Source organism: Streptomyces sp. NPDC055099 (assembly GCF_053607685.1).
Map to the genome: position 1 here is coordinate 402,929 of NZ_JBSGUA010000005.1, position 26,182 is coordinate 429,110.

At 69.8% G+C, this 26,182-nt stretch carries 21 protein-coding genes; 6 read left to right on the plus strand and 15 right to left on the minus strand.

Annotation, left to right across the window (positions count from 1 at the left end; all coding sequences use genetic code 11):
- Positions 1-74 precede the first annotated feature (74 nt).
- The 11 genes from ACWFRU_RS16305 to fusA all read right to left on the minus strand — a co-directional run bounded on the left by ACWFRU_RS16305 (position 75) and on the right by fusA (position 15,288).
- Entirely contained in the window at positions 75-1,511 is a 1,437-nt protein-coding gene (locus tag ACWFRU_RS16305; RefSeq protein ID WP_453687401.1) for a DUF6177 family protein, read from the minus strand.
- The gene (eccCa, locus tag ACWFRU_RS16310; protein ID WP_453687402.1) at positions 1,508-5,515 is read right to left on the minus strand and encodes a type VII secretion protein EccCa; all 4,008 of its coding nucleotides are present in this window, start codon (positions 5,513-5,515) and stop codon (positions 1,508-1,510) included. The genes ACWFRU_RS16305 and eccCa overlap by 4 nt, the downstream gene beginning before the upstream one ends.
- Positions 5,512-6,606, minus strand: a complete 1,095-nt coding sequence (locus ACWFRU_RS16315; protein WP_453687404.1) for a type VII secretion protein — start codon at positions 6,604-6,606, stop codon at positions 5,512-5,514. Before ACWFRU_RS16315 ends, eccCa begins: the two co-directional genes overlap by 4 nt.
- Positions 6,607-6,615: 9 nt before the next feature.
- The gene (gene eccD, locus ACWFRU_RS16320; protein WP_453687406.1) at positions 6,616-7,947 is read right to left on the minus strand and encodes a type VII secretion integral membrane protein EccD; all 1,332 of its coding nucleotides are present in this window, start codon (positions 7,945-7,947) and stop codon (positions 6,616-6,618) included.
- 64 nt (positions 7,948-8,011) lie between these two features.
- Complete coding sequence (locus ACWFRU_RS16325; protein WP_453687407.1) at positions 8,012-8,302, minus strand: hypothetical protein; 291 nt, start codon at positions 8,300-8,302, stop codon at positions 8,012-8,014.
- A gap of 54 nt (positions 8,303-8,356) precedes the next feature.
- Positions 8,357-9,217, minus strand: a complete 861-nt coding sequence (locus ACWFRU_RS16330) for an immunity 49 family protein (protein WP_453687409.1) — start codon at positions 9,215-9,217, stop codon at positions 8,357-8,359.
- Between the two features lie 12 nt (positions 9,218-9,229).
- Entirely contained in the window at positions 9,230-11,776 is a 2,547-nt protein-coding gene (locus ACWFRU_RS16335; RefSeq protein ID WP_453687411.1) for a hypothetical protein, read from the minus strand.
- Positions 11,773-12,165 carry a DUF6507 family protein gene (locus tag ACWFRU_RS16340; RefSeq protein WP_453687413.1) on the minus strand — a complete coding sequence of 131 codons (393 nt, stop codon included), beginning with the start codon at positions 12,163-12,165 and terminating at the stop codon, positions 11,773-11,775. The genes ACWFRU_RS16335 and ACWFRU_RS16340 overlap by 4 nt, the downstream gene beginning before the upstream one ends.
- 57 nt (positions 12,166-12,222) lie before the next feature.
- A complete protein-coding gene (locus tag ACWFRU_RS16345) occupies positions 12,223-12,534 on the minus strand; it encodes a pore-forming ESAT-6 family protein (protein WP_351161619.1) in 312 nt (103 codons plus the stop codon).
- A 49-nt stretch (positions 12,535-12,583) separates the two neighbouring features.
- The gene (locus tag ACWFRU_RS16350) at positions 12,584-12,913 is read right to left on the minus strand and encodes a hypothetical protein (protein WP_135335256.1); all 330 of its coding nucleotides are present in this window, start codon (positions 12,911-12,913) and stop codon (positions 12,584-12,586) included.
- A 281-nt stretch (positions 12,914-13,194) separates the two neighbouring features.
- On the minus strand, positions 13,195-15,288 hold the full coding sequence (gene fusA / locus ACWFRU_RS16355) for an elongation factor G (protein WP_453687415.1): 2,094 nt from the start codon (positions 15,286-15,288) through the stop codon (positions 13,195-13,197).
- Between the two features lie 370 nt (positions 15,289-15,658).
- Here fusA and ACWFRU_RS16360 point away from each other — a divergent pair, with 370 nt between their 5' ends.
- Both ACWFRU_RS16360 and ACWFRU_RS16365 read left to right on the plus strand, forming a co-directional pair.
- Positions 15,659-16,300, plus strand: coding sequence for a TetR/AcrR family transcriptional regulator (locus ACWFRU_RS16360; RefSeq protein WP_453687417.1), 642 nt, complete (start codon positions 15,659-15,661; stop codon positions 16,298-16,300).
- A gap of 133 nt (positions 16,301-16,433) precedes the next feature.
- Positions 16,434-17,138: an NADH oxidase gene (locus tag ACWFRU_RS16365; RefSeq protein WP_453687419.1), complete on the plus strand. Its 705-nt coding sequence runs from the start codon at positions 16,434-16,436 to the stop codon at positions 17,136-17,138.
- Between the two features lie 18 nt (positions 17,139-17,156).
- On the opposite strand, the gene ACWFRU_RS16370 is transcribed toward ACWFRU_RS16365, so the two are convergent.
- The 4 genes from ACWFRU_RS16370 to ACWFRU_RS16385 form a co-directional block, all read right to left on the minus strand.
- The gene (locus ACWFRU_RS16370) at positions 17,157-17,762 is read right to left on the minus strand and encodes a response regulator transcription factor (protein ID WP_363208996.1); all 606 of its coding nucleotides are present in this window, start codon (positions 17,760-17,762) and stop codon (positions 17,157-17,159) included.
- Between the two features lie 69 nt (positions 17,763-17,831).
- A complete protein-coding gene (locus ACWFRU_RS16375; RefSeq protein ID WP_453687420.1) occupies positions 17,832-19,073 on the minus strand; it encodes a sensor histidine kinase in 1,242 nt (413 codons plus the stop codon).
- A 255-nt stretch (positions 19,074-19,328) separates the two neighbouring features.
- Positions 19,329-21,644 (minus strand): TOMM precursor leader peptide-binding protein, encoded by a 2,316-nt coding sequence (locus ACWFRU_RS16380; RefSeq protein ID WP_453687422.1) that lies wholly within the window; start codon positions 21,642-21,644, stop codon positions 19,329-19,331.
- Positions 21,641-21,820 carry a hypothetical protein gene (locus ACWFRU_RS16385; protein ID WP_365820037.1) on the minus strand — a complete coding sequence of 60 codons (180 nt, stop codon included), beginning with the start codon at positions 21,818-21,820 and terminating at the stop codon, positions 21,641-21,643. Before ACWFRU_RS16385 ends, ACWFRU_RS16380 begins: the two co-directional genes overlap by 4 nt.
- 345 nt (positions 21,821-22,165) lie before the next feature.
- Here ACWFRU_RS16385 and ACWFRU_RS16390 point away from each other — a divergent pair, with 345 nt between their 5' ends.
- The 4 genes from ACWFRU_RS16390 to ACWFRU_RS16405 are packed head-to-tail and all read left to right on the plus strand — an operon-like array spanning position 22,166 to position 26,169.
- On the plus strand, positions 22,166-22,945 hold the full coding sequence (locus ACWFRU_RS16390) for a thioesterase II family protein (protein ID WP_453687424.1): 780 nt from the start codon (positions 22,166-22,168) through the stop codon (positions 22,943-22,945).
- 26 nt (positions 22,946-22,971) lie between these two features.
- Positions 22,972-23,619, plus strand: a complete 648-nt coding sequence (locus tag ACWFRU_RS16395; RefSeq protein WP_453687426.1) for a thermostable hemolysin — start codon at positions 22,972-22,974, stop codon at positions 23,617-23,619.
- Positions 23,609-25,252, plus strand: a complete 1,644-nt coding sequence (locus ACWFRU_RS16400; RefSeq protein WP_453687428.1) for an AMP-binding protein — start codon at positions 23,609-23,611, stop codon at positions 25,250-25,252. The genes ACWFRU_RS16395 and ACWFRU_RS16400 overlap by 11 nt, the downstream gene beginning before the upstream one ends.
- Positions 25,249-26,169: a TauD/TfdA family dioxygenase gene (locus ACWFRU_RS16405; RefSeq protein ID WP_453687430.1), complete on the plus strand. Its 921-nt coding sequence runs from the start codon at positions 25,249-25,251 to the stop codon at positions 26,167-26,169. Before ACWFRU_RS16400 ends, ACWFRU_RS16405 begins: the two co-directional genes overlap by 4 nt.
- Positions 26,170-26,182 lie beyond the last annotated feature (13 nt).

Genomic DNA, 26,182 nt, shown 5'->3' on the forward strand with positions numbered 1-26,182 from the left:
GCTGGTGAGATGGGGTCACGCCTTTTGGGGCGTGGCCCTTTTTCGTGTCCTGTGGCGCACGCGGGCCGCTGTGGCTATGCCGCTCCGAGGTGCTGGGTGAGCTGCTGCAGGGTGGTCCAGGAGGTCGGGTCGGTGCCGTCGCCCAGGGTGTAGTGGAGTGCGGGGCGGGCCGGGGAGCCGAGGTGGCTGGGGCGGAGGGGCTGAGGCGGGTGCTGGGCGTGGGTGAGGCCGACCTCGGCCACGTCGGATGATCCCAGGGTGAAGGAGAGGGGGATCGGCGGGGCTTCGAAGCGGGGCGGGACGGTGAGGTCTCTGCGGGCCGAGCGGAGCGTGGCGAGCATGGAGGTCAGGCCGTGCTCGGTCGCCAGGGTCTCGGCCAGGGGTGCGATGGCGTCCAGGGGCGGGGCTTCGTCGGTCGCGTAGCCCAGGGCGAGCGTGGTGTGTTCCTCGATGCCCGCCGTGGTGTGGGTGACGCGGGTGGTGGCGATGGCCGGGCGGTCGGGGGTGCCCACGATCGTCAGCCACGTCGGGACGTTCCTCTGGGCTCGGGCGCGGGCCAGTTCGGTGAGTTGACGGGGGGACCAGGGCAGGGCGATGGGCTCGGCCGTGGACCATCCCGTCGGCGGGGCGCCGGTGAGGGTCTGCCAGGCCGCCTCCAGGGCGCCGCCGAGGAGGAGGTCCTCGTCGGCGGGGTGGGCGGTGTGGAGGGAGAGGAGCAGTTGGCGTTCGCCGGTGGCGTCTGAAGCGGGAGGTGAGACCGGTGCGGGCTTGAATGCCTCCGCGAGCCGGATGTTCCCGTCCGGTGACTTCACCGGCGTGAAATGGCCTTCCTGCCAGTGCAGTTCGGCTCCGGACAGGCCGTCGTAGTAGCCACAATCGGGGTCCTGCACGACCCAGCGGTTGGGGTGGCCGTTCAGCGCGTTGCGGGTGGGGAGGGTGAGGGAGGCGTGGGGAGGGGTGACGATCTGCAGGGCGCGGTCGGATGCGGACGCGGTGCGCAGGGCGTCGGCGAGCCAGCTGGTCATCGCGACGACCGGGCGTTCCTGGATGACGACCGCGGCCTTGTCCGTGAGGACGTCGACCGCCGGTGGTGCCGTCACGGACGCCGGAGTGGCGGTGGCGGTCTCCGGGGTGAGCGGGACGACTTCGGTGTGCGCGGCCTCCGGTGGCCAGACCGTGCCGCCTAGCACGGCGGCCAGGCGCCCGGCGAACGAGCCGGCGAGGCGTTCGCCCTCCTCGACGGCGGTGGAGGCACGCGCTTCGGTCCACCAGAACGGCCCGTCAGGAGCAGACACCGCGTCACCTAGGAGGCGTTGCGCCTCGCCGGGCACCTGGATGAGCAGGGGCGCCTCGACGGAGACGAGGGGGCGGCCGCCCGGTGCGCAGAGCTGGACGACGGCACCGTCGGCCAGGGAATCGACACCCAGGCCGGGGCCGCCCGCGAAGAGCCCGGCGAGCAGGGTGTTGATGTCGGGCATCTTGGGCGTGAGGGCGATGACGTCCTTGGTCACGTGTGTTCGTTCTCCGCGGTGTCGTCGGCCTGAGGGGCGAGGGCGGTCTGGATGAGCTGGTGGCGGCGGCCCCGGCGGACCAGGGTGCCGCGGCCCGGGGGCTGGGCGGAGGCGTACAGGCCGGGGAAGAGCTGGCCCTCGGTGCGGTCGCCGGTCATGAGCAGGGCGGTGGCGCCGGTTTCGCGCAGGGTGGTGAGGAAGGGGTCGTACAGGGCGCGGGAGGCGCCGGCGACGCGGCGGGTGACGATGAAGTGCAGGCCGATGTCCTGGGCGGAGGAGATGTAGGGCAAGAAGGGTGCCAGGGGTTGTTGGCCCGCGGTGGTGAGGATGTCGTAGTCGTCGATGAGGATGACGATGCGAGGGCCGGTGAAGGCGGGCCCGTCGGTGATGGTGTCCGGGTCGGCGGTTTCGGGGAGGCGCTTTTCCAGTTCGCCCGCGATGCCGGTGGCGAGGGCCTGGGCGAGTTTGGCGTTGTGGGCGTAGCCGCCGCGGTAAGGCTCGGGGACGACGCCGCGCAGGCCGCGGCGCGGGTCGAAGACGCCGAAGACCAGATCCTTGTCGCTGTGGCGGTCGACGAGCTGCTGGGTGATGAGCTTGAGCAGGTTGGTCTTGCCGCATTCGTTGTCGCCGAGGATCAGCAGGTGCTGGTCCTGCCCGGTCAGGTCCAGGAGCGCGGGGGCGAGGTTGTCCTGGTCGACACCGAGGGGGATGCGCGAGGGTTCGGCGGTGAGCGTGGGCAGCTTGGCGGCGGGCAGGGCAGTGGGCAATACCCTCACGGGGGCAGCGAGTTCGCCGTGCCAGCTGGCGCGCAGGGTGCGGGTGGCGCGTTCCAGGGCGGGGCCCAGGTCGCCGGTGGAGGGTTGGCCGTCGATGCGGGGCAGGGCGGTCTGGGCGAAGAGCTTGTCGGCGGTCAGGACCCGGCCGGGGGTGTCGGCGGTCAGTGTCTCGGACAGCTTGCGGTCGACGCTGGAGTCGGAGGGGTCGTTGAGGCGCAGTTCGACGCGGGTGCCGAACATGGACTGGGTGGCGATGCGTACGTCGTTCCAGCGCAGCATGCCCGCCACGATGTGGATGCCGTAACCGCTGCCTCGTTTGAGGAGGTCGGCGACGGTGTCGTCGAGTTCGGAGAACTCGTCGCGGAGGGCGCCGAAGCCGTCGATGAGCAGCACGATGTCGGTGGAGCCCAGCTCGGCCAGCCTGCCCTGGGCGCGCAGGTGGCGCAGCTGGTCGACGGAGTCGATGCCGTACTCGCGGAAGAGTTCTTCGCGCAGGGCGAGTTGGGCGCGGACCTCGGCGACGGTGCGGGCCGCGCGCTCGTGGTCGGCGCGCCCCGCGATGCCACCCACGTGCGGCAGCCCGGCCAGCGCGGAGAGCCCGCCGCCGACCAGGTCCAGGCCGTACACGGCGACGTCCGCGGGGGTGTGGGTCAGGGCCAGGGAGAGCGCGAGGGTGCGCAGCAGCGTGGTCTTGCCCGACTGCGGGCCGCCGATGACGGCGGTGTGTCCGCCGGCGACGGTCAGATCCAGGACCCAGGGCGTCTGCCACTGCTTGGCCGGGTCGTCGAGGACGCCCAGAGGTACCTGCATGGCGCCCGCGCCGGTGGCGAGGTGCAGACCGCGCTCCGAGGCCTGCACGGGCCCGGTGGCGACATCGAGCGAGATCGCGTCGGGCAGCGGCGGCAGCCAGATGCGGCGCACGGGCGGGGCGGCGGTGCACAGCTGGTCGACCATGGCGCTCAGCACGGTCGGCCCGGTCTCCCGCTCGCGCATCGCGGGTTCCTCGGGGGCGTTCGGGGTGTCGTCCCGGCCAGTGTTGTAGGTGGGATACGTCCAGGCGAGAGGCTCGTCAACGGCCTGGTCCCGGCGGGTGGGGCCGCGGTGCGCGCCGGAGACGTAGCCCGCCTTGAAGCGTTCGTACGTCGATGTGTCCACCTTGAGGTAGCCGAAGCCCGGCAGCGGCGGCAGCTGGAAGGCGTCCACGGTGTCCAGGACGGTGCGTGACTCGTCGGCGGAGAAGGTACGCAGGCCAAGGCGGTAGGAGAGGTAGGTCTCCAGGCCCTTGAGCTTGCCGGATTCGATGCGCTGGCTGGAGAGCAGCAGGTGCACTCCGATGGAGCGGCCGATGCGGCCGATCGACAGGAACAGGTCGATGAAGTCCGGTTTGGCGGTGAGGAGTTCACCGAACTCGTCGATGACGACGAACAGGTGCGGCAGGGCCTCCAGGCCGAGCTCGGGGTGTTTGGCGCGCAGGGCGGCATAGTGGCCGATGTCGGCGACGTTCCCGGCGTCCTTGAGGACCTGCTGGCGGCGCTTGACCTCGCCGGCGAGGCTGGTGTGGACGCGTTCGACGAGCCCTGCCTGGTTCTCCAGGTTGGTGATGACACCGGCGACGTGCGGGAGGTCGGTGAACGGGGCGAAGGTGGCGCCGCCCTTGTAGTCGACCAGGACCAGTGCCAGGTCTTCGGGGGAGTGGGTGGCGACCAGGGCCAGGACCAGGGTACGCAGGAGTTCGCTCTTGCCGGAGCCGGTGGCGCCGACGCACAGTCCGTGCGGGCCCATGCCCAGCTCGGAGGACTCCTTGAGGTCCAACAGGACCGGCTCGTGACGGTCGTTGAGGCCGATGGGTACGCGCAGGAAGTCGCGTTCGCCGCGGGGTGACCAGAGCTTCTTCAGATCAAGCGCTGCGGGGTCGTCGACGCCGAGGAGGGTGGGGAAGTCGACGGGGCCGGAGATGGGGGTGCCCTCGGCGGCGGACTCGGCGGAGAGCCGCAGCGGGGCGAGCATGCGGGCCAGACCCTCGGCCCCCGCGATGCCCACCGCGTCCGCGGTGCCGTGGCCGGGAAGCGCGTCCGGGGCACGCAGGTCTTCGACACTCACCTGGTCGCCGTCGACCGTGATCCGCACACTCACCTGGTCCGGTTCGTGCACCTGCTGCTCCAGCAGGTGGAGCACGGTCACACCCATCCCGGTGAGATCAACGGCCGTATCGGGGCGGGGGAGTTCAGTGGCCGTGCTCCCATGGCAGTCGCTGACGACCAGGAGCCGGTCGTTCATCCGCAGGGCGTTGCGGTCGGACAGGCCGCGGCGTACTTCGGCCGCGTAGGCGGAGCGGCGTCGCAGGTCGGGGGCGCACTGCCGGGCGAGCTGCGTGAGGTCCGGCGCGATGCGTCGGGCGGCGACCGGCCCGTCGTCCTGCTGGGTGTCGAGGACGTGGGGCAGCCATTTGGCCCACTCCCACTCCTCCAGGCGTTCGCCCGGCACACCAAGGGCGATGGCGACGTCGTCGGGTGCGTGCGTCACCGCGGTCTGGATCAGCAGGGCGCGGGCCACGCGCAGTACGCCGTCCCGGTCACCGATGATGCTGACGTTGCCCGCCCGGTCCAGCGGTGCCGTCAGCGGGAAGTCGGTGGCGGTGGTGAAGCGGTGCTGCAGCGCGCGTGCTTCGTTCAGCATGAACGGGTCGGGCGGGGTCAGTACGCCGCTGCCCTGGTTCTGGCCGATCGCAAGTCCCTGCACGGGTACGTCGCCGGTACCGAGCCGCACCCGCAGGAAGTCCGCGTCCAGGCGGCGCCGCTCCCACAGCCGGGCCGGGTCACGCACCAGGTCGTACAGCGCGGCCGGCGGTGGATTGAGGATGCGTGCCTGCCGTCGCAGCTCCCGCTCGGTGGCGCCGAGTTCCTCGCGCTGTTCCTCGACGTACTCCAGATAGCGCTCGCGCTGCGTACGCCGAGTGCGCTGGGCCTTGCCGCGCTGGGACAGGAACAGGGCTACCGCACCCAGCAGGGCGAAGACGAGAACGATCGCGCCGATGGCGGCGAACTGGCTGTTGCGGATGACCGTCATCATGACGACCGAGCCCATGACGCCGGCCATCGGGAGCAGTGCGGTGGCCGCGTTGCCCATCTTGCCCTCGGGCAGGTTCGGGGGCGGCTCGATGGTGCGTTCCGGGGCGGCGGCCGCGGGCCGCGTGGAGCGGGCCGGGCGGTGTATGAGCTGTTGGGTCATCGAACCCGCACCGCCCGCTGCATCGCCTCGGCGGCCAGTCGGACGGCGGCGTCGCGGGAGCTCTGGCTGAGCATGCCGGTGTGGATGGGGCCTCCTTGGGCCAGATGACGGTCGTAGGGGAGCGGCACTACGGCAGCTCCGGTCTCGCGCAGGTGCGCGGCGGCCGTCTTCAAGTCGAGGGTCGCGTCGGGGGAGTTGGCGGAGAGGGCGACCACGGTGGTGGCCAGGGCCGAGTGCGGCAGCTGGGCCAGCCAGTCCAGGACCATGCGGGTGCCGTTGACCCCTTCGGCGGTCATCGGGGCGACGACGACGCGGGCATGGGCGGTGTCCATCGCGGTACGCGCCACCTCGCCGGGCAGCGTCTCGCAGTCGACCACCGACACCGCGAAGTAGCGGCGCAGCGCGAGGGTGACGGTGCGGTAGGTGGGTACGTCGAGCGGGGCGCCGACACGTCCCTGGCCGGCCGGCAGCAGCCATCCGCCGTCGGCAACCGGCACCAGGTAGCCGGTGACGTCGGTGAGCTGCATCGCCGGGCTCAGAATCTGGGCCAGGTCCGCGCACGCCCAGCGCACCGCTTCCGCGCCGAGCCGCACGGGAAGGGTGCCGAGCGCGGCGTCGGCTTCGAGGGCGAGGACGGGGTCGTGCCGGTAGTGATTGAACGTCCGGGCGAGCAGTGCGGAAACCGTGGACTTGCCGACGCCACCGCGGATGGAGGTCACCGCGATGACGCGACCGGTGGTGACAGGTTGCTGCACTTCGCGGGCGAGCCGCGTCTGTTCCACTACTTCCTGCCCGGCCGACGCGGTCAGCTTGCGCAGCGAGCGTCCGGTGCGGCGCACTGCGGAGTCTCCGTGCTGGGGGGCGCCCAGGGCGCGGGCGAGGCGTGGATCGACGGTGGGTACGGACTCGGGGGTGGGCAGAGGAAGGCGAGGGTCGCGGGCGGCGGGCCGGGCGGCTGCCGACGGACGGGGTGCCGGCGTGGGGGGCGACGGCTGCTCCGGGGGTGCTGGGCGCGGCGCGGCCACGGGCTCCGCGGGAGCGGCATCCAACTCCCTCAGCACGTCACGCTGCCAATCACTTTCCTGAGCCATGCCGCACCCCTACGCGAAGGTGTCGAGCAGTCGCCCGTACACACCGAACACCCCGATGACCAGCGGCAGCAGGGCGATGACTCCGACGGACTCCAGCAGGTCACCGACGCGTCGGAGCCGCACCCGCACATGCTCGGCGGGCTGCACGGCAAGAACCACCAGCGGTACCAGGGCCAGTACGACGAGCAGGGCCAGCGGCCCTCCAGCGGCCGACCGTGCCATCCACACCACGACCAGCGTCACCACGACGACGGCAGAGGCGACGAACAACCCCACCACCTCGGCGACGAGCGGATAGGCGCGCGCCCGCAGCGCAAGGACGACGGCGGTGACGGCGGCCACCAGGACGGTCCACACCGTGGGCGCACGCAGCACCATGACTCCTGCGGCTGCGGCAGATGCGGCCAACACGAGGGTGGCCAGCGCCAGGCCACGGTGGGTCGCGGTCAACGCCGTTCCCACCTGGTACCGGCTCACTGAAGCCCCACCGGTACGCCGGTCGTCGAGCCCCGACAGCCCGGACGCCATCAGGGCCAGCCGCGGCAACACCCCCAGCACGACCACGGACACGACAGCGAGCAACGCCCCCACCCGAGCCTGCTCGACCCCGGTCTGCGCACCGTCCTGCAGCGCGAAGGCGGCTTCCCACAGAACCAGACACCCCAGGGCGGCCACGGCGCCGATCAGCGCACCCCGCCCCAACGGCGAGAACCACCCGAGAAGCAGCAGCACGAGGACGGCATCGAGGGCGAGGCCGGCCAACAGCGCCGGGCCTCCCCAGGCATACGCGTCGCCCGACGTCAACGTTCCGAGAGCCCCCAGCGCACCCGCGGCCACGATCAACGTGGTGGCGAGGCCGTGCTGCTTGCGCCACCCGAGGAGAATCCCGGCAAGGCCGAGAACCCCGGCTGAAGCCACCAGAGCCTGGCCCGTCGCCGCCAACTCGAACTCGCGGGCGGCCAGCACCCCCGCCACGACCACCCAGAACACAGTGGCAAGACCCGCCACGACCCGCCGGGCCGCGGGCCGCCATCGCCAGGCCCGCACATCCAGATCGTCGGCGGCTTCATCGGTGACGTCATGCACCACGGGGGCGGACGGGGCATCCTCGACGCGCACCAGCCGCAGTACGGCGCCGTCGGAGACACCGGCGGACTCCAGGGTGCTGTCGTGAGCCAGCGCGGAACCGTCCGCGGTGACGAGGTGCCGCAACATGGGCCGGGCCCTCGTCTGATCACCGAGCAGCCGCATGACTTCGGGAAGCAGCAGCCCGATGGGCTCCTGCGAGGGAAGCACGAGATCGACGCGGCGCTGCTCACCGATCAGGGTGACTCGGCTCAAGGCGGTACGACTCGTACCGCTCGTGCGGCTCAACGGCCCCGCAGATATCACGCGTTCGAACCTATCATCGAGAAGAAGGGGTTATGGAGGGCGAAGGGGAGGGAGCCGACGGCGTGGAAGAGGGCACGGAGGAGCTGTAAGGGCTCTTGCCGATGAGCCGGTTCGAGATGAACGACCACCCCACGCACCCGGCACACAGGACCGCCGCGATCACCACCCCGGCGAACACCTTCCCCAACCGCTCATCGACGGTCCGCCGCTGCCGCTGCGCCCCGAACAACAGGGCATCCCGCAGACGCCGCCGCCGAACCGACACCGACTCCAGCAACTGACTGTCGTAATCCTGGGCTGCCACCCGCCTGCTCCTAGCCGTACCAGTCGTAGAGCTCTGTAATTCGTGAGAGCTCTCTCACGCCTCGAACTCGCCAACCCATTCGCGTTCGAGGAGATGTTTTGGCAGGTAGTCCGACGTCACGTCGATCGGGAATCCCGCATCGTAGGCCAGGCACGCGATGGCCAGTGGGCCGAGGGCAACTGCTCCGGCGAGGTCGGTCGTCCGTTTCTCGTCAGAAGTCCAGTAGGTCTTGTGGAGTTGCAGTGCCTCGATCAGAGCCGAGTTGAAGGCCTCATGGTCCTTGCGGAGGAACTGGTAGAAGAGGTTGATCGGTTGATACAGAATGTTCTGGAGAAGATCCCGAGAGGCGATCGTCGCGGTTTCCGGATGCGAATTGTCGATTGCGGCAGCCAGTTTGTCCACCAGTCCTGGCCGCTCGAGCCAATAAGACTGCAGGGCGTCGACCCAGTCGTAGACGTACTCGTCACCATGTGCGCCAGATGCTCGGAGAACTTCCAAGGGGACTTCACACATCTGTGTCATGCGGGTCTGGTCACGGCAAATAATCGTGAACCAGAAGGCAGTGAGCCAATTGCCTGCGTTGGCGTAGAATTGCGGTCCTGTCGCGGGGACGGTATGCATCTCGTCGATGATCCGGCACTCCACAGTTCCGTCGGTTGCCGCTGCGGCGGCGAAAGCCGCTGATCCGACCTGCATGGCCGACACGGTTGCCCGCCACGTCGCCAATTCAGACGCCTTCGGATCAAGGGTGAGCCTGGCTTGAAACTGCATCAGAGCTTCGTTCAGGGCAAGTCCGAAGACGGCGGCTGCCCTGTCGAGGTTTTGAACGCTGTCTTCCAGATCCTCGGCCAGCTCTTGGACGTCGGCCTCATCTAGGGCGCCCGGCCTGTCATGCCGGTCCACTGTCGTACTCACCGCTGGCCCTTCCTAGCTGATATCGAAGTTCCACTTTTGGTATCCAGCGTACTCGCCTGTCGACGTCACCTTCCCCTTCACCAGTATATACTCAACATTCCCCTCCTTTAGTGCCTTGCTCAGTTCTCTGTAGAGACGTTTCTCGTTGAGGCGAACCTCTTTCGGGTAGCTAGCGTCAAGACTGCGTTGCCGCATTTCTCGCATGATGTCCAGGAAGTATTCCTTTGAGCCCTGGCGGGCGTCGAAGCCGCTTGGTAGCTCTCGTTTCCCGAGTTGCGTTGTTGTGGTGCTCTTGGACTCGATGACGATGAACTTTTTCTTGCCGCTCTCGTCTATCAAGCTCCACAGTTGATCGAACTGGTCGTTCCCGTTCTTGGGTCCTGCCAGGTCCTCCATCTGCGCCCCACGGTAGTGCTCAGGGATGACATGATGCCGCGCAATGGCTTCGCCGAATGCTTCACTGTCCTCGCTCATGGCCCTGTGGAACGGCGCATGCTCGCCCTTGATTTCTTTATATGCCTGGAGATTCTCCGGCGTGGGGTCAGCCTTGTAAGCAGCCTTCGCGTCCTTTACTGGATCGTGCCACGCATTGTCTGCCGTGACCGAGGCGTGCCGCCGCGCCGCCTTACCGCTGATGGTGTCGAGATCATCCCGCGTACGCACAGTCTCAGGTCCTCGTTCGACCTTGCTGCCAGGGACGTACTTCTCCGGAATCGCCGGGGCCTTGTCGCTGGCCGCGATCCAGGCCCCTGGGCGATTCGGGTCCTCGATCAGTTGAGGTGGCGCAAATCCGCTCTCGTCGGGGATGGCTACACGTAGGCGCTGTCCGTTCTTCTGGTAGTACTGCTGGCGGTAGCCGGGTTCGTGATTCGCCCGGTATACCTGCACGTCCTTGATCTGATGAGGGTCGAGGTGGTCATACCAGTCCCCGCCCGTCGGCAGGGACTCATCGGCGGCGCCGCGGCCCGGCAATCCATCCGGTCCGGACCCTCCGCTTGTTCGTGGGCCCGGTACATCTCCCGCTCCCCTGCTGCTCCCAGCGCCGATGGCCCCGCTCGGGCCGGACCCGATGCTGCCTCGGGACCCGTTCGAGCCTCCGACATCGTTGTGGCCAGCACCTCGTGGCGAATCAGCGTCGCCTCTGCCAGCAGAAGGCCCGTGGCTGGCTTGCGGCGGAAGGTGTTCCCCCGCGCGGGTGCTGCCTTCGGGAGCCCGGACCCCGGCGCCGACCAGGGCGGGCTTGCGCTGGGAAGGCTCCTTCTCCGGAACTGCACGCTCCGTGGCCGACTTCTCGACCGGAGCCGTGTCCTCGATGGGCTTGCCCTCGGCGTCGAGACGGATGAACTTGCCGTCCTCGACGCGGACCCTGGAGCCGTCGAACTCCAGGTCGCTGTGGATGCGTTGCAGTTCCGGCGTGGCGTCGGTGCCGGTTCGGACGCGGGCGGTGAGGTCGGCGATGCTGGGCAGCTTGCTGAACGCCTTGCCGCCCACCGTGAGCCCGGCCGAGAGCGGGTCGGCGTAGGTGCCGATCTTCGCCGCGACGCCGGCGGCCTTGGACGCCGCTCCGGCCCTGCCGCCCTTGGCGATGGCACTCAGGGGGCCAACCCCGATGGTGAGGAAGTTGAAGGTCGCGGTCCCCGCGGCCTGGACGGGGTGCTCCTCCCACTGGTCCCACGCGACCATGGCTTTGCCGAACTCGCGGGCAGCCGTCTTCTGCCGCTTCTCGTCGGCGCTTTCCTCGTCCGGGCCGATCGTGTGGTCCATGACCCAGTCGTAAGGCGTCATCGTGTACTGGCCGATGCCGCCGAACACGTCGGCCAGACCGCTCCAGGCGTCCTTGGCCGAACCCCCGATGCCGACCAGGTGGCCCAGGCCTTCGAGGGCGGCTCCGCCGCCGCCGACGATGAAGCCGTCCCAGACGTAGTGCTTGATGTGCCGGTGGACCTCCCACGCGTGGACGGACTCGCTGACGTGACTGCCCCAGGGCGTTTCCTTGGCCTGCTTGAGGAGGTCGGCGTCGTAGCCGTACATCACGGTCTTCTTCGTCGCCTTGTGGCTGCCGTCGTCCTCGATGAACTTCGGGCCGTTCACGATCGCCGAGATCTTGTTCGCGGCCCGACGCTCGGCCTCCTCGAAGGCGGCCTTGGTGACGGCGACGTCGTCCACCAGCTCGTTGTTGCGGTCGGTCTTCTCGTCGTCGTAGTGCCAGTCGTCGTCGCCCTCGACGCTGGCGACGAACTTCCTGGCATCCGCCTCCAGCGTCTTCAGGCGCTCGGCCAGCGGGCGCGCCTCGCTGGAGAAGGTGTCAAGGGCGTCGGCCACCGTCTCCAGATCCGCGGCGAAGGAGTCGGCCCTGTCCATCACCGGCTGAGTGGAGGCGAACAGATCGTCGGCCTCCGGCGCGGTGTAGTACGCCCCCAGCATCTGGAACCGGGAGTGCACGTCGGCCCCGCCGTTGCGGATGCCGATGGCGTCGCTGCGCAGCGCGGAGACGTCCTTGTCCAGTTGCTCGAAGTTGCCGATGAACTGCGGTATGCCACCCGGCTCGATCATCTTCACTTGTCGGCGCCCTTCCTGCGGGCGTCGGCGAGGATGGCCTTCATGTCCGGGGCCTTCTCCGCGTTGCGCTGTGCGGTCGCGGCCTGCTCCAGGTCCCCTTGCACGTAGTGGTTGGTCGCCTCGATCGCTCCGTTCACCGACTTCGCGGCCCGAGCGCCGGGAAAGAGAGCATCCTCCGCGGACTTGTCCACGAACAGCGCCAGTGCCACGCCGATCGGCCCGACGGGCACGTCACCGCAGTACCCCGAGCTGATGGTGCCGGCCGAGGTGGCCGCACTTTCGGCGTGAGTCCCGTACGCCTTGACGTCCTTGGCCAAGTCGTCCATCGCCAGCCCCACCAGCGACGTCACCGAATCCACCCCGGACGGTGAAATGTCCCACGCAGGCATGCCAAACCCCCTACTGATCCCCGTGAATGCAGCTCAGCCGCTCAGTGCCGTCGTACGTCAGCCGATGTTGTCGACCGCCGCGCGCGCCCGCGCGAGCGTCGACTGGGCGGTGCCGTCGTTCTGTTCCAGCGTGGTGCGGACGAGGCGGATGATTTCGCGGACCTCGTTGGCCGCCTTGTTCCAGCGGACTTCCTTGCCGTGGTAGTCGTCCGAGACGCCGTCGGCCTGGTAGTCGGCCATCGCGGCTTTCACGGCGCGGTCGCGGTCGCCGAGGACCCGCTCTAGCTGGCCGATGATGATCTGCAGGCCGCCCTGCACGTCCGATGAGGCGCCGGTGTCGTAGGAGCGGCGGTCCTGGTTTCCAGCCATGACGAAGATCCCCCTGGGAACGAAGTGGTTGGTGTGCGAGCCGGACGAATCAGCCGGAGAAGCGGGCGCCGTCGAAGTTGGCCGCGCCCATGTTCTGGTGCGCGTTGTCGGACTGCTCCTGGTCACCGGAGCCGAACGCGGTGTCCATGCCCGCCTGGCCGCCCAGGATCGAGGACAGCGCCCCGTTCAGATCCGAGGTGATCTCGTCCGCGCGCAGCTTGAACGAGTCGAAGGTCGCCTTGCCCGCCCCGTTGAACTTGCCCTCCAGCGGCTCGGCCGCCTGCACCAGCAGGCTGATCAGCGTCCCGAGATCGTCGCTGGACCCCACGGTGTTCTTCCCCAGCACCGCGAGAGTCGTGTCTCCCATGTCGAACTTCATGAGTCCACCCCCGTAACTCGCCAACTATGTGCGCACTGCCTCTGGTTGCCGGTCACAGCAGGCGCATGCGTCACTCACGCCACGTAAGCGTATCGAACATACTGTCCCACGGCACGTTGCAGGCGCAACGTGTTAAGTCCGTTGTGGCGCGAAGTCGCCGGTGGGTCCGCGTCAGCTTCTCGAAGCTCGCACGGCTTCCCTCCACCGGATGAGATCCGGTGGAGGGAAACACAGGGGTGGCCGCGTCCGCTGGGTGTGGAGCGGACTCCCCATCTACCGAGCTACCGGCCCAGCACGCCCTCCGAAACCCCCGCCGGCACCCCCACATACCCCACAGCCCGTGAGGAGAACGTGCCTCTGCCCTGGGTTCGGCTTCGCAAGCGGGTTGCGTAGCCGAAGAGTTCGGACAGGGGGACCATTGCCGTGAGTGTGGTCGTGCCGGAGCGGGTGGTGGAGTTTGTTACTCGGGCTCGGCGGGCTGCCAAGTCGCCCAGTACTCCGCCCATCGCGTCCTCCGGCACCGTTGCCGTCAGTTCCGCCACTGGTTCGAGTAGTTGCATTGTTGCCTCCCTCAAAGCCGTGCGTAGTGCGAATCTGCCTGCCGTGCGGAATGCCATTTCCGAAGAGTCCTTGGAGTGCGTTGCGCCGTCCGTCAGCGTGACCCGTACGCCCGTCACCGGGTGGCCGCCCAGCGGGCCCTCCATGAGCGCGTCCCTGCAGCCGGCCTCCACCGCGCGGATGTACTCCGGAGGGACCCTGCCGCCGGTCACTGTCGAGGAGAAGGCGAAGGTGGGTTTCGGGCCCGGGACCACCTCCAGTGGTTCTACGTTCAGGACCACGTGCGCGAACTGGCCTGCTCCTCCGTCCTGTTTGACGTGCCGGTACACCAGGCCCGTCACCCCGCGCACGACCGTCTCGCGGTACGCCACCTGCGGGCGGCCCACGTCGACCTCGATGCCGTGAGCACGGCGGACCTTCTCCACCGCGACCTCCAGGTGCAGCTCACCCATGCCGGAGAGCACCGTCTGGCCCGTCTCTCGATCGACCCGTACCGCCAGCGACGGGTCCTCCTCCACCAGGCGGGCGAGGGCCGACGACAGGCGTCCCGTGTCCACGCTCCTGCGTGCCTCCACCGCCACCGAGACCACCGAAGCCGCCACCGCCGGCGGTTCCAGGACCAGTGGTGCCGCGGGGGAGCACAGCGTGGTGCCGGCGCGGGCCGTCTTCAGGCCCACCACGGCCACGATGTCCCCGGCCGTCGCCCGCTCCAGCTCCGCGTGGCGGTCCGCCTGCACGCGCAGAACCCGGCCGATCCGCTCCGTGCGGCCCGTGCCCGCGTCCATCACTGTCTCTCCCTTCGTGATCGTTCCCGAGTACACGCGTACGTACGTGAGCCGTCCTGTCGCCGTGGCGGTCACCTTGAAGGCCAGGCCCGCGAAGGGCGTCGCCGGATCAGCGGGTCGCTCCTGCACCGTGTCGCCCAGCGTGCCGCGCACCGCCGGGACGTCCCGCGGCGACGGCAAGTAGGACACGACGGCCTCCAGGAGTGGTTCGATGCCGCGGTTGCGGTACGCCGAACCACACAGCACCACCACGCCCTCACCGCTCAGGGTGAGGTCGCGCAGCGCCGCCGTCAGGGTGGCGGTGGTGAGCATGGACGTCCCGATGTATTCCTCCATCGCCGTCGCGTGCAGCTCCGCCACTCGCTCCTCCAACTCCCCTCTGAGTGCGTGTGCTTGGGCAGTCAAAGACTCGGGGATCTTCGACGTCTCGTACGTGTCCTTGCCCGGGTGCCAGAGCAGTGCGCGCATGCGCAGCAGGTCCACCACCCCGGTGAACTCGTCCTCCCGGCCGATCGGCAACTGCACCACCAGCGGGACCGTGTGCAGGCGTTCCCTGATCGACGCGACCGCCGTGTCGAGGTCCGCGCCCATCCGGTCCAGCTTGTTGACGAACGCGATGCGCGGCACGTCGTACCGGTCCGCCTGCCGCCACACCGACTCGCTCTGCGGCTCCACGCCCGCGACGGCGTCGAACACCGCCACCGCACCGTCGAGCACCCGCAGCGAACGCTCCACCTCGTCCGCGAAGTCGACGTGCCCCGGGGTGTCGATCAGGTTGATCCGGTGGCCGTCCCAGGCGCAGCTGACCGCTGCCGCGAAGATGGTGATCCCGCGGTCGCGTTCCTGCGCGTCGAAGTCGGTGACAGTCGTGCCGTCATGGACCTCACCTCTCTTGTGGGTGGCGCCGGTCAGAAACAGGATCCGTTCGGTGACGGTCGTCTTGCCCGCGTCCACGTGGGCGAGGATGCCGAGATTGCGGACAGCGGTGGCGGGTGTGGTGGTTGTGGTGTTGGTGTTGGTGTTGGTGCGCATGGCCCTTTGTCTTTTCGTCTTTCGTCGCGTGTGAGCGGGCAGCGCGATTCATGGGCGGGCCGAGCAGGGGGCAGTCAAAGAAGAGGTCCGGCCTCAGTGGCCTTGGCCTGACTCGAGTGCTCGCCGCGGAGATTCAGTGACGGCCGCGCAGCCGGCACCGCACGCGCGAAGACACCAGGATCACGTCGAACCGTGTCCGGGGAGGGCGGGCAGCTGTGCGGTGACGCATGGCCCTGCCCCCTCACTCGGTCGTCGTTCGGTCGCTCGGTCGCTCGGGCGCCCGGTCATTCGGTGGCCCGAGTCTCGCAGCCCCCGTCCTCCCCCGCACCGCAATATTCCCGGCCCCCGACGCCGTGGATACATTACGGAGATGCCGAGCCCCCGTACGCGTGCCGACCTGATAGCCGACACCGCCCTGGCCCTGCTCGCCGAGCGCGGTGCGCGCGGGCTGACCCATCGGGCGGTGGACGAGGCCGCCGGGCTTCCTCAGGGGGCGACCTCCAATCACGCGCGTACCCGGGCCGCGCTCCTGGCGGCCGCGGTGCGGCGGCTCGCCGAGCGGGAGTCGGAGCCGGGCCTCGGGGAGCCGCATGGCACGGGGGTGGAAGGGCTCGCCTCGGAGCTTGCCCGGGTGATGCGGCGTTCCGTCACCGAAGGGGCTCAACTCACCCGCGCGCGCATGGAGTTGGCGCTCGAAGCCGGGCGGCGGCCGGAGCTGCGAGCGGCCTATGACATCGCGGGGCTGCGTTTCCGGGAGCAGATGGCGGCGATCATGTCCGGGCTCGGATTCCCTGACCCCGACCGACAGGCGCGCTCGCTGATCGCCTGGTGCCAGGGGACGCAGTTCGCGGTCGTGGCGGGGACGGAGACGGAGGCCCCGGTCTTCGAGGAGTGGCTGCGGGAGGACCTCCTCGAGCTGCTGTACGGGATGCGTGCGGGGCGCCCGCGGCGGCGCCTGACGTCGGTTCCGGGGCAACCGCGCTTCGAGGGGCTGACGGGCGGCGCCTCGTGAACCCGTAGGGTCTGACGGGCGGGGCCTCGTGAACCCGTGAAGGGATCACAGCCCCGGCATGAGTTCATGACTGTCGGAATACCTCCGTGCGCCTACAGAGTGGACACTCTCAGACACTGCGAGGAGAGCGCGCATGGAGGCCACGATCGATCTGCTGGAGCTGCCCGGCGGACGGCTGCGGCATCTCTGGTCGCTGCGCGAGGACGTGGTGGTCGAGTCCGACGCGCTCACGGGGTCCCTGGTGCTCACCTGGGACCAGGGCACCGCCCGCGTGGCGAGCCCGGGGCCCACCGTCCTCGAAGTGCTCCGGCGGATGCAACTGGGGCCGGTTCTTCTCGGCAACGCGCTGGTCGACAGTGCGCTGGTCGACGACGGCGAAGGAGGCCGGGACCGGGACGCGAAGGTCTACTTCATGATGCGGCCGGTGTTCGGACGCTTCCCCCATCTGCTGGTCCGCACCCTCGGGCTCGACGGCCTGAGCGGTCCGCTTCTGTCGATCGCGCCGCTGGCCGGCGTGGGCGGGGCGTCCCCGGCCGAGGGGAACGGGGCAGGGCGCGCGTCGCTGGCCGTCCTGCCCCTGGACCGGGCGCGGCCCATCCAAATCTTCCTCGGGCTTTCCTTCGCGTTCGACCCGCTCACGGCCACCTTCGAGTCGCGTACGGCCTCGCATCGCCTGGTCATCCACCGGCAGGAGGCCATGATGGTCTTCGCGCTCGCCCTCGCCCGACCAGTGACGCTCAAGGCCATCACCGCCGTACTGCCGTTGCCCGGCGACGTCACGGAAGGCATCCTCTGCTACCTCGCGGCAGCCGGAGTGGCCGCTCAACCACCGTCCTGAGCTGCCCCGTTGGGCGCCTCACAACCACCCGGAGTCATTCGCGATGCGGATCGCGTCCACCCTGTTGCGGGCGTTGAGCTTCGTCACCACCGTCGTCAGATAGTTCCGTACGGTCCCCACCGAGAGCCGCAGCCGCTTCGCTATCTCGCCGGCGTCCGAACCCTGTGACGCGAGGCGCAGCACCTCGGTCTCGCGTGAGGTGAGCGGACTGTCCGCGCTGCCCCATGCCGCCAGCGCGAGTTCCGAGTCGATGACCCGCTGGCCGGCCGCCACTTTCCTCACCGCCTGGGCGAGTTCCTGGGGCGGGGCGTCCTTGAGCAGGTATCCGGAGACCTTGGCGGACATCGCCCGGCGCAAGGTGCCGGGGCGGCCGAGGCTGGTCAGGATCAGGGTGCGGCACTGAGGCAGGCGTTCGTGCAGTTGCTCCGCCGCGCTCAGTCCGTCGAGGCCGGGAAGATCGATGTCGATGATGGCGACGTCAGGCTGGAACTCGCGGGCCGTGGAGAGAATCTCGTCGCCGCGTTCCACGCTCGCCACGACGTCCAGATCATGTTCGAGGTTCAACAAGGCGACCAATGCGCCCCTCAGCATGTACATATCCTCGGCGAGCATTACACGGATCATCGATAGCCCCCCATGATTACCCGTATCGCGAACCCCTGTTGTTGCTCGCGGCCACATGTTATCAGCCGCCTAGAACGCGCCATTCGGATTTATTCGCCCGTTTTTCTGGGGTTGTTCCGCACTGTTTCGGCCGCCGGCCTGCGCGGGCACCTCGGCGACGAGACGGAACCAGCCCCCGCAGTCCGGCGGTATCTCCTTCTCGCGTTCGGTGATCAGTCTGCCGCCGATCTCGCCGAGCCGTTGTTCCAGGTTGCCGAGGCCGTTTCCGCTGTCCGGAGAGGCGTCGTGATAGTCGTCCACCACGCCGTCGTTGATGATCGTCAGCCGGGCCGTTCCGTCGTCGACCACCGCGGTGATGCTGCAGCGTGACGCCTTGCTGTGGCGCAGCAGATTGGTGACGCCCTCGCGCAGGACCGTGGCCAATGCCGTGCCGGCCTGGGAGCTGATCTCCTCGACGGCGGGGTCGAGGACCACCTCGACCTCGACCTCCGCCGCGTCGAGCACCGACTTGGCCGACGACACCTCGGGTACGAGGGACATGTCGCGGTAGCTGCGGGCCACCCTGCGGACGTCGCCGAGCGCCTGCCGGGAGATGGCGAGGACCTCCTCCACCTCCTGGTCGGCGCGGGGGTGCTGGGCCCGGATCAGCCGCTGGAGGAGCTCGCTCTTGAGCACGATCGCGGAGATGCTGTAGCCGAGGAGATCGTGCAAGTCCCGGGCCAGGCGCAGGCGTTCGCTGGCGACGGCCATCCTGGCTATCTCCGCGCGCGCGGCGTACACCTCGTCGACCAGGGACGACAGACGGGACAGGCCGTAGATCACCAGGCCGGTGAGCAGGGTGCTCTGGCACATGTAGACGAGGTCGATCACCGACATCCCGGCGATGACCCCGGGAACCAGCAGGCTCAGCCCCGTCACCCCGTAGAGCGGCCAGGCCACCCGGGGGCGCAGCAGGAGCAGCAGTGAGCCGCCGAGGAAGCCCGCCATCGCTCCCCACAGGATGCCGAAGAAGACCAGGGGCAGATAGGTGAGCAGGGCCTGGGCGCCCAGGGTGGCGGCTTTCCTCCAGGGTGAGGCGCGGTCGGCGCCCGGTTTGGAATGCACGAGTTGCAGGCCGAAGACGGCGGAGAGCGTGACGAGTCCGGTGATGAGCTGAGGCGTTGAGGGCTTCTGGCTCAGCAGGTTGATCGCGGTGATGCCGAGATAGCAGATGAGCGCCGCCAACAGGATGACGTGGGCCAGCCGGGGGGCAGGCCGAGGGCTCCATCTGGAACCAGCCACGTCAGACGTGTCCTTGGTCTCGCTGTGCATCCTCGAAGTGCTCCTCTTCTGCCAGGAGAGCGTACGAGAGCGCGTCTTCTCGGGCGCTCCCGAACCCCGGGCCCGTGGTATTCGGCCACAACGCTCGTCCAGCAGACCTTACGTGGGATGGCTGCGCATCAGTCCCTTCCGGGGAAAACCGTGCTTTCGCATGAACTCGCTTAGCGGTGCTCGGAGTTTGCGTTGTGCGGCGCCCGGAGAATTGCCTCTCTTGTTAGACGTGCTGTCACGTGCTGTCACGTGCCGTCAGACGAAGAGAGGGATCGGGTTGAGTTCCTCGTACGGCGTCGGTTCCGCGATCCTGCCGAGCGCGACGGGAACGTCGTAGAGGCGTCCGGGCGCGTATCTCGCCCAGAAGTGCCGGAGTCCGGGAACCACGACCTTGACCACGGGAAGGCCGATGTCGGGGCGGGTCTGGTCGAGCACGAGCAGATCCATGCCGTGCGAGGTGAGCAGGCTGGTGGCCGCCGCGAGATCGTCCCGCAGGTCGCCCCGCGCGGTGTAGTCCCAGGAGTGGGGCGCCCTTGGGGTCGCGTCGGGGGCGGGGGTCAGATAGGGCTGGGTGGCCGTCGTCTCGCGGCGCCACCAGGCGACGGCTTCCGGCTGGTCGACGCGGTAGCCCGAGCCGTCGGGACGCGCCCCCGAGACGGCGGGCAGGAGCTGGCCCATCTCCGTCAGGGCCCGGCGCAGCGCGATACGGGGGTCGAGGTGGGCGCCGAAGCCGAAGATGATGTCCTCGGAGGGTTTGTCGGTGCGCCGCGAGAGGGCCACGACGACGGGGATGCCCAGGTCGGACGTGAGGTCGAGCGCCCAGATCTCCCGGTTGAACCGGCCGTAGCCCTCGCGCAGTTGGTCGATGTACGGTTCCGCGAAGGAGTGCAGGTCGATGCCCGGCTGGCGCGTGCGGTTGTACCACCACAGGGCCACCGCGTCGCGCTCGACCAGCTCCAGGAAGCCCTGGAGCACGGCGTCCTCGAAGCTGCTGCCGGCCGCGTTGCCGTTGGAGTCCGCGATCGGGTCGCCCGCGGACACCGTGTCGGCGGGGAAGTACAGCATGCCGGTCGGCAGGAGCCGATGCGTCTCCGTGGCCAGGGACCACAGGGGGGTCCAGTCGACGGGGCGGTTCTCGTCGAAGCGTTCCGGTACGTGGGTGAAGGGCGAGCGGGCCGCGTTCCAGCGGGACCGGTCGCGGAACTGCCGGTCGTCGTACAGCTGGCAGGAGTTGGGGTGCAGGGCCACGTCGCCGAGGCCGCGGAAGGTGTCGCGCACCGTCGCCTCGTCGCCGCGCCGGGTGCCGCTGTAGCGCTCGATGGCCTCGGCGAGCGCGCTGACCTTCGCCTCCTCGGCGGTCAGGCCCTTGCCGCCGCTGAGCGAGCGGAGCCCGGCGCGCAGCCCGGACAGGGTGCTGGCCTCCATGGCGAGGTTCTGGCCCGACACATAGGCCTGGGTGAAGTCGGGGGCGCCCGGCGCCCGGCGGATCTCCTTCACCACGCCCGTGACCGGGCCGACCAGGTGGCCGTAACGCTCCAGCATCCGCGCGGTGCCCATCGCGCGGTGCCCGCCGCCCGTGCCGTCCGCGGCCTTCGGGCGGCTGCGCGGCCGGGTGGGCCGCCAGCCGCGTTCGCTCATGAGCGCCGGGTCGCCGCACGAGGCGCACTGCGGCAGGCGGGTCACCGGGTGGGTCGCGGTCCGCAGCGTGAGGGTGTCGAGGGTGCGTACGGCGCTCTGCTCCGCACTGCGCAGCCCGCTCGCCCACTTGACCGCCTCAAGGACGGCGGCCTGCACGGCGAGGGCGCGCCCGGTCGGCAGGTCGGCCGCGGGCCGGGCCACCGGGTGGTCGAGGCGCAGCGCGCGCTGCAATGGCAGTTCGGTGGTGCGGTGGCCGCGCAGCCGGGTCGCGAGACAGGACCAGCAGGGCCCCTCGCCGGGCCGGAACACCGGGCCGAACCACGGCTCGGGACCGCCCAGGCGTACGAGGAGCCAGGGGCGCCCCGCCGCCCGGTGCTCGGCGTCCACCTCGCGCAGGCCGGGGGAGAGGTAGTCGTCGCACAGGACGAGGCTGAGGCAGGAGTCCTCCGCCGAGTCCGTGATGCGCAGGCCCGAGGCCGCGCAGGCCTCGCGGACCCGGACCTCGTCGGCGAGGCCGGGCTGCCCGGCGGTCCCGGGCGGCGTCACGATCCGCACGGCCGCCCGCGCCGCCTCCTCGGTGGCGCGGGCTCCGTCGAGGCCCGCGAGATCCCAGTAGGCCTCGGCGGCCCGGTCGGCCGGTGACCTGCCGGCCCGCTGCTGGAAGCGGAGCAGCCCGGCGTCCGCGAGGACCCGCAGGGCGTCGCCGACCTCCTCCGAGGACAGCGACGCGGCGGCGGCGAGGGCGACGGCGGCGGGTGTGCGGGTCCCGTCGAGCAGGGGGGCCAGCGCCTCCGCCTGCGCCCCGCGCAGCGCCGTGATCCCGGAGTGCGACACCAGATAGGCCGCTTCCCCGGGGACGACCGCGCAGCGCAGGTGGCTCTTGAACTCGACGTACGCGGTCTGTTCCCCCGTCTGTTCCCCCGTGGGCGTCATGCGTGGGAGAGCTCGTTGACCGTGGAGGTGCCGGACATGAGGGTGCAGAAGGTGAACAGGGCCACCGCGTCGTCGGCGCCGGAGTCGAGGTGGTCCACGACGAGTGCGGGACGCGGGGAGGTGTGGCCGTCCGCGGCGGCGGGGAGCGTGAGTGCGCCGGCAATGATCTCGATCATCAGCACGTTCCTTTTCGGTCTGGGGAGGCGTTCTCCGTTGCCAGAATCCTCATACGGGGAAAGCGTCCGCAGAAAGTGAAGGGCTCACCATTGAGGGGTGAGACTTTCCCATGCTCCACCTTCAGATCTCACCCCGGTGCCGCCCCGGAACCCCCGCGGTAATCGGAAACCTCCATTCACCTTCGCTCCACCGAATGGCAGGGGCTCTTCTGGAGGATTCGATTCCGGCGTCGTGATTTCTTCACGGGTGTGACGTGGTCACATCCCGGGGCAGAGAAACCCACGCCGAACGCCGGTACGCACCCACTGTTTCCAGCCCCGGTCCGAATGGAATCTTCGGTGTCCATGAGGGTCACCGAGACGCCGTACCTGCCGCAGGGGGCGCACACCGCCGCCGCCGGGCCGAACCTGTTCTGCCTGCCGTGTGCGGGCGGCGGCGCGTCCGCCTACGCACAGTGGCAGCGGGAGCTCGATGTGCGCGGCGCCGGAGTCCAGGTGCTGGCGGTGCAGCCGCCGGGCCGTGAGGAGCGCGCCCACGAGGCGCGGTTCACCGGCCTGGACGCGCTGGTGGAGGAGATGGACGAGCAGCTGGACGACGCGTTCTCGCGGCCCCACCTGCTCTACGGGCACAGCATGGGCGCCTTCATCGCCCACGCGCTGGTCCTGCGCAGACAGCGGCGGGGTGCCGTACTGCCGCAGGCGCTCGTCCTCAGCTCGCACCGCGCGCCCCACATACCGCCCAACCGGATCCTGGACCCGGCGGCGGACGACGAGGAACTGGCCACGAGGCTGGCGGAACTGGGCGGCATTCCGCCCGAGCTGGCCGCGCGGCGCAGATTCCAGCAGCGCTTCATGCCGCTGGTCCGGGACGATCTCAGGCTCTGCTCGGGGGTGGTGAAAGAGGACGAGATCGAACCGCTGCGGGTGCCTCTGCGCCTGTTCGTGGGGGAGCGGGACCGGCTGGTGCCGGTCCACAAAATGGCCGCTTGGTCGGAGCACGGAAACCGGGGGTCCGCGCTGCGCACGATGCCGGGCGGACACTTCTTCGTCCGCTCCCAGGAGAGCGCCTTGCTGGATGAACTCGCGGCGGTGCTGCGCGAGTTCGGTGCCGTACCGGCCGAGTAATCCCATTCTCGAAAGGAACACGGAACGTGAAGATAGTGATCGCCCGGCGGGGGACTCCGGTCTGGCTGGAATCCGCATCGCTGGTCAGCAAGGTGTTCGGGACGAGTTTCGGGGCTCAGGTGACCCCGGATCCGGATCAGTTCATCGCGTACGTAGGACGGAAGGACGGCGGCCCCGACGAGGTGGAGGCCTGCATCGGGATCTCCTTCCCGGAGAACGGGCCGATCTTCCTGGAACGGTACCTGGACGGGTCGATCGAGGACGCGCTGTGCGAGGCGGCCGGCCAGCAGGTGCACCGGCACCAGATCGTGCAGCTCGGCAGTGTCGCCTCGGTCGCGAACCTGGCGGGCGCGGAGATCTACCGCGCGCTTCCGCTGATCCAGGCCTGCCTGGGCCGGTCGTACGCCGCCATGACGATGACCAACCGGTCGGCGGCGCTCGCCAAGCGCCTCGGTCTGATCACCCACCGCCTGTGCGACGCCGACGGCACCCGCCTGGGCGCCGAGGAACTGGCCCGCTGGGGAACCTTCTACGACCAGCGGCCCGCGGTGCGCTGGGGCCGCCTGGCCGACCACTCCCAGCAGCTGGTCACGGGCGTCGAACGCTACGCACTCGACTCCGTCGACATCCGCCTGCTCTCCCCGAACCGAACGGAGCTGACCCGTGCTGCCTGACGTCATGTCGCACACCAACGCCATGCCGCACACCACGTCCCTGACGGCCGGGCTCCTGAAGCGGGCCGAGAGCGACGCGGTCATGGTCGAGGTCCTCTCCACCACCGGAGGGCCCGGAGTCCGCCACACCTACCGTGAACTCGTGGGCGCCGCACGGGTGTTCGCCGCCGAACTGCGCAAGCGCGGGGAAGCGCTCGGCCGGCCCGTGCGAGTGGGGCTGCTCGCCGACAACTCCGCGCAGTGGGTGGTCGCCGACCTCGCCGCCCTGTTCGCGCGGGCCGTGGAGATCCCGGTCCCCATGGCCTTCACCGCCGAGCAGGCCGCATCGCTGCTCGCCGACGCCGACCTCTGCCTGGTCGACGCGCACGGCGAGCGGTGGCTGGAGCGCGCCGCGGCCAAGGGGGTCCGGGTCCTGCCCGTGGACTGCGCGGTCGTCGGGATCGACCTGCCGGGGCTCATCGAGGCCGCCGCCGGCGCCCAACTCCCGCCGCTCGACGCGGAGATCGCCGAGGCGGAAGCGGCCGGCGACACCGTCGTCAAGGTCGTGCACACCTCGGGCACGACCTCCGCGCCCAAGGGTGTACGGGTCAGGCTGCACGGCATGGAGGCGCTGCTCGCCTCCCTCGGCGGCCGGGTCGACGACGCGGTCTTCGGCCGCTATCTCTCCGTGGTGCCGCTGAGCCTGCTCATCGAACAGGTCGCCGGGCTCTACATGCCGTTCCTGAACGGCGGCAGCGTCACCTTCCTGCCGCCCGGCACCGCCCTGATCGGCACCGTGGCCGACGCGGGCCCGCGGATGCTGTCGCTGCTGCGCCAGGCCCAGCCCACCGCCATGGTCGTACCGCCCACCGTCGCGGGCCTGCTGCTCGCCCTGTGCGAACAGAACCCCACGGAGGACCTGGCCCAGCGCAGGCACCGGCTCTTCGGGCACACCGGGCCCGTCTTCATCGCCTGTGGCGGCGCGCCCGTCTCGCTCGACGTCCTTCAGCGCCTCGAAGCGTTCGGGATTCCCTTGTACGAGGGGTACGGCCTGAGCGAGAACAGCTCGGTCGTGGCCTGGAACTTCCCCGGACAGTTCCGGTTCGGCACGGTGGGCAAGCCGCTCGACCACGTACGGGCGCGGCTCGCGAAGGACGGCGAACTGCTCATCCAGAGCACGTCGTTGTTCGCCGGATACACCCAGGAGGACCCCTCCAGCGTGGTGGTCGACGACCAGGGGTGGCTGCACACCGGCGACCTGGCCACCATCGACGAGGACGGCTACATCCGGATCACCGGCCGCAAGAAGAGCCTGGTCATCACGGCCGCGGGACGCAATCTGTCCCCCGAGTGGGTCGAGGCCCGCTACCGCGAACTGGGCTTCGTGCGCGAGGCGGCCATCGTGGCGGACGGCCTCGACGAGGTGCTCGGCCTGTTCGTGATCGACGCGGGCACGGACCGCGTCGAGGCCCGCCGCCAGATCGAGGAGTTCGGCGCCGGGCGCCTCTCCGCCATCGAACGGGCCACCTCCGTACGCCTCATGGCCGAGGACGACCCGGAGTACGCCACCTGCTTCACCGTGACCGGGCGCCCCCGCAGGGACGCCGTCCGTGACCTGCTGACCCGCACCGCACCCGAGGAGATCACCGCATGAGCGCCCTGAGGACCACTCCGTACGGCACCGGCGGCGGACTGCTCGTGACGCCCGCCGATCCGGGAGCCGAGCCGGGCGCCCTGTCCGGTGTCGAGCCCAAGGAACTTCTCGACCTGCTCGCCGAGGCGGGCTTCCTCCTCCTGCGCGGCTTCGGCGCCGACATGGCCTCGTTCACGGACCTGGTGCAGCGCACCTCCACCTCCACCACCCTCGACCCGGCACGCGACTTCTACTCGGAGGTCGCGCAGAAGGTCGACGCGGGCCACGCCGAGGTCGGCCTGCACACCGAGAACGGCAACAGCCCTTTCCGCTCCCACCTGGCCTGGTTCTTCTGCGAGAAGGCGGCCGCGTCCGGCTCGCAGACCACGGTCTGCGACGGCTACCGGGTGTGGGACGAGCTCGCGGAGCCCGTACGCACGGCGTTCCTCAGCCAGGACATCGTCTACAGCAGGCATGTCGCCGAGCCCCAGTGGCGCGCCATGGCCCACCACCTCACGGGCAGGCCCGCCGAGGAGATCGCCGTCGAGGAGCTCGTCGGCCTCGCCGCCTCGATGCCCGGCACCGAGGTGACGCCGGAGGCGGACGGCGGGGTGCGCTACTCGTTCCGCACACCGGCGGCGGCCCCCACGCTGTTCGGGGAGCGGATCTCCTTCGCCAACAGCATCCTCGGCCCGTCCTTCAACTACGAGAAGCCGCGCATCACCTTCGCCGACGGCCAAGAGCTCTCCGCCGAGCTGCTCGCCGCCGTCACCGAGACCACCGGCGCCCTCACCGAGAACCTCGACTGGGCCGACGGGGACGTCGCCGTCATCGACAACACCCGGGTGATGCACGGCCGCAGGGCCATCACCGACCCCCGGCGGACCATCTACAACGCACTGAGCTTCGTCGAGGCCACCGTGCCCGTGGCCGCCTGACCCGCGCCGCCCG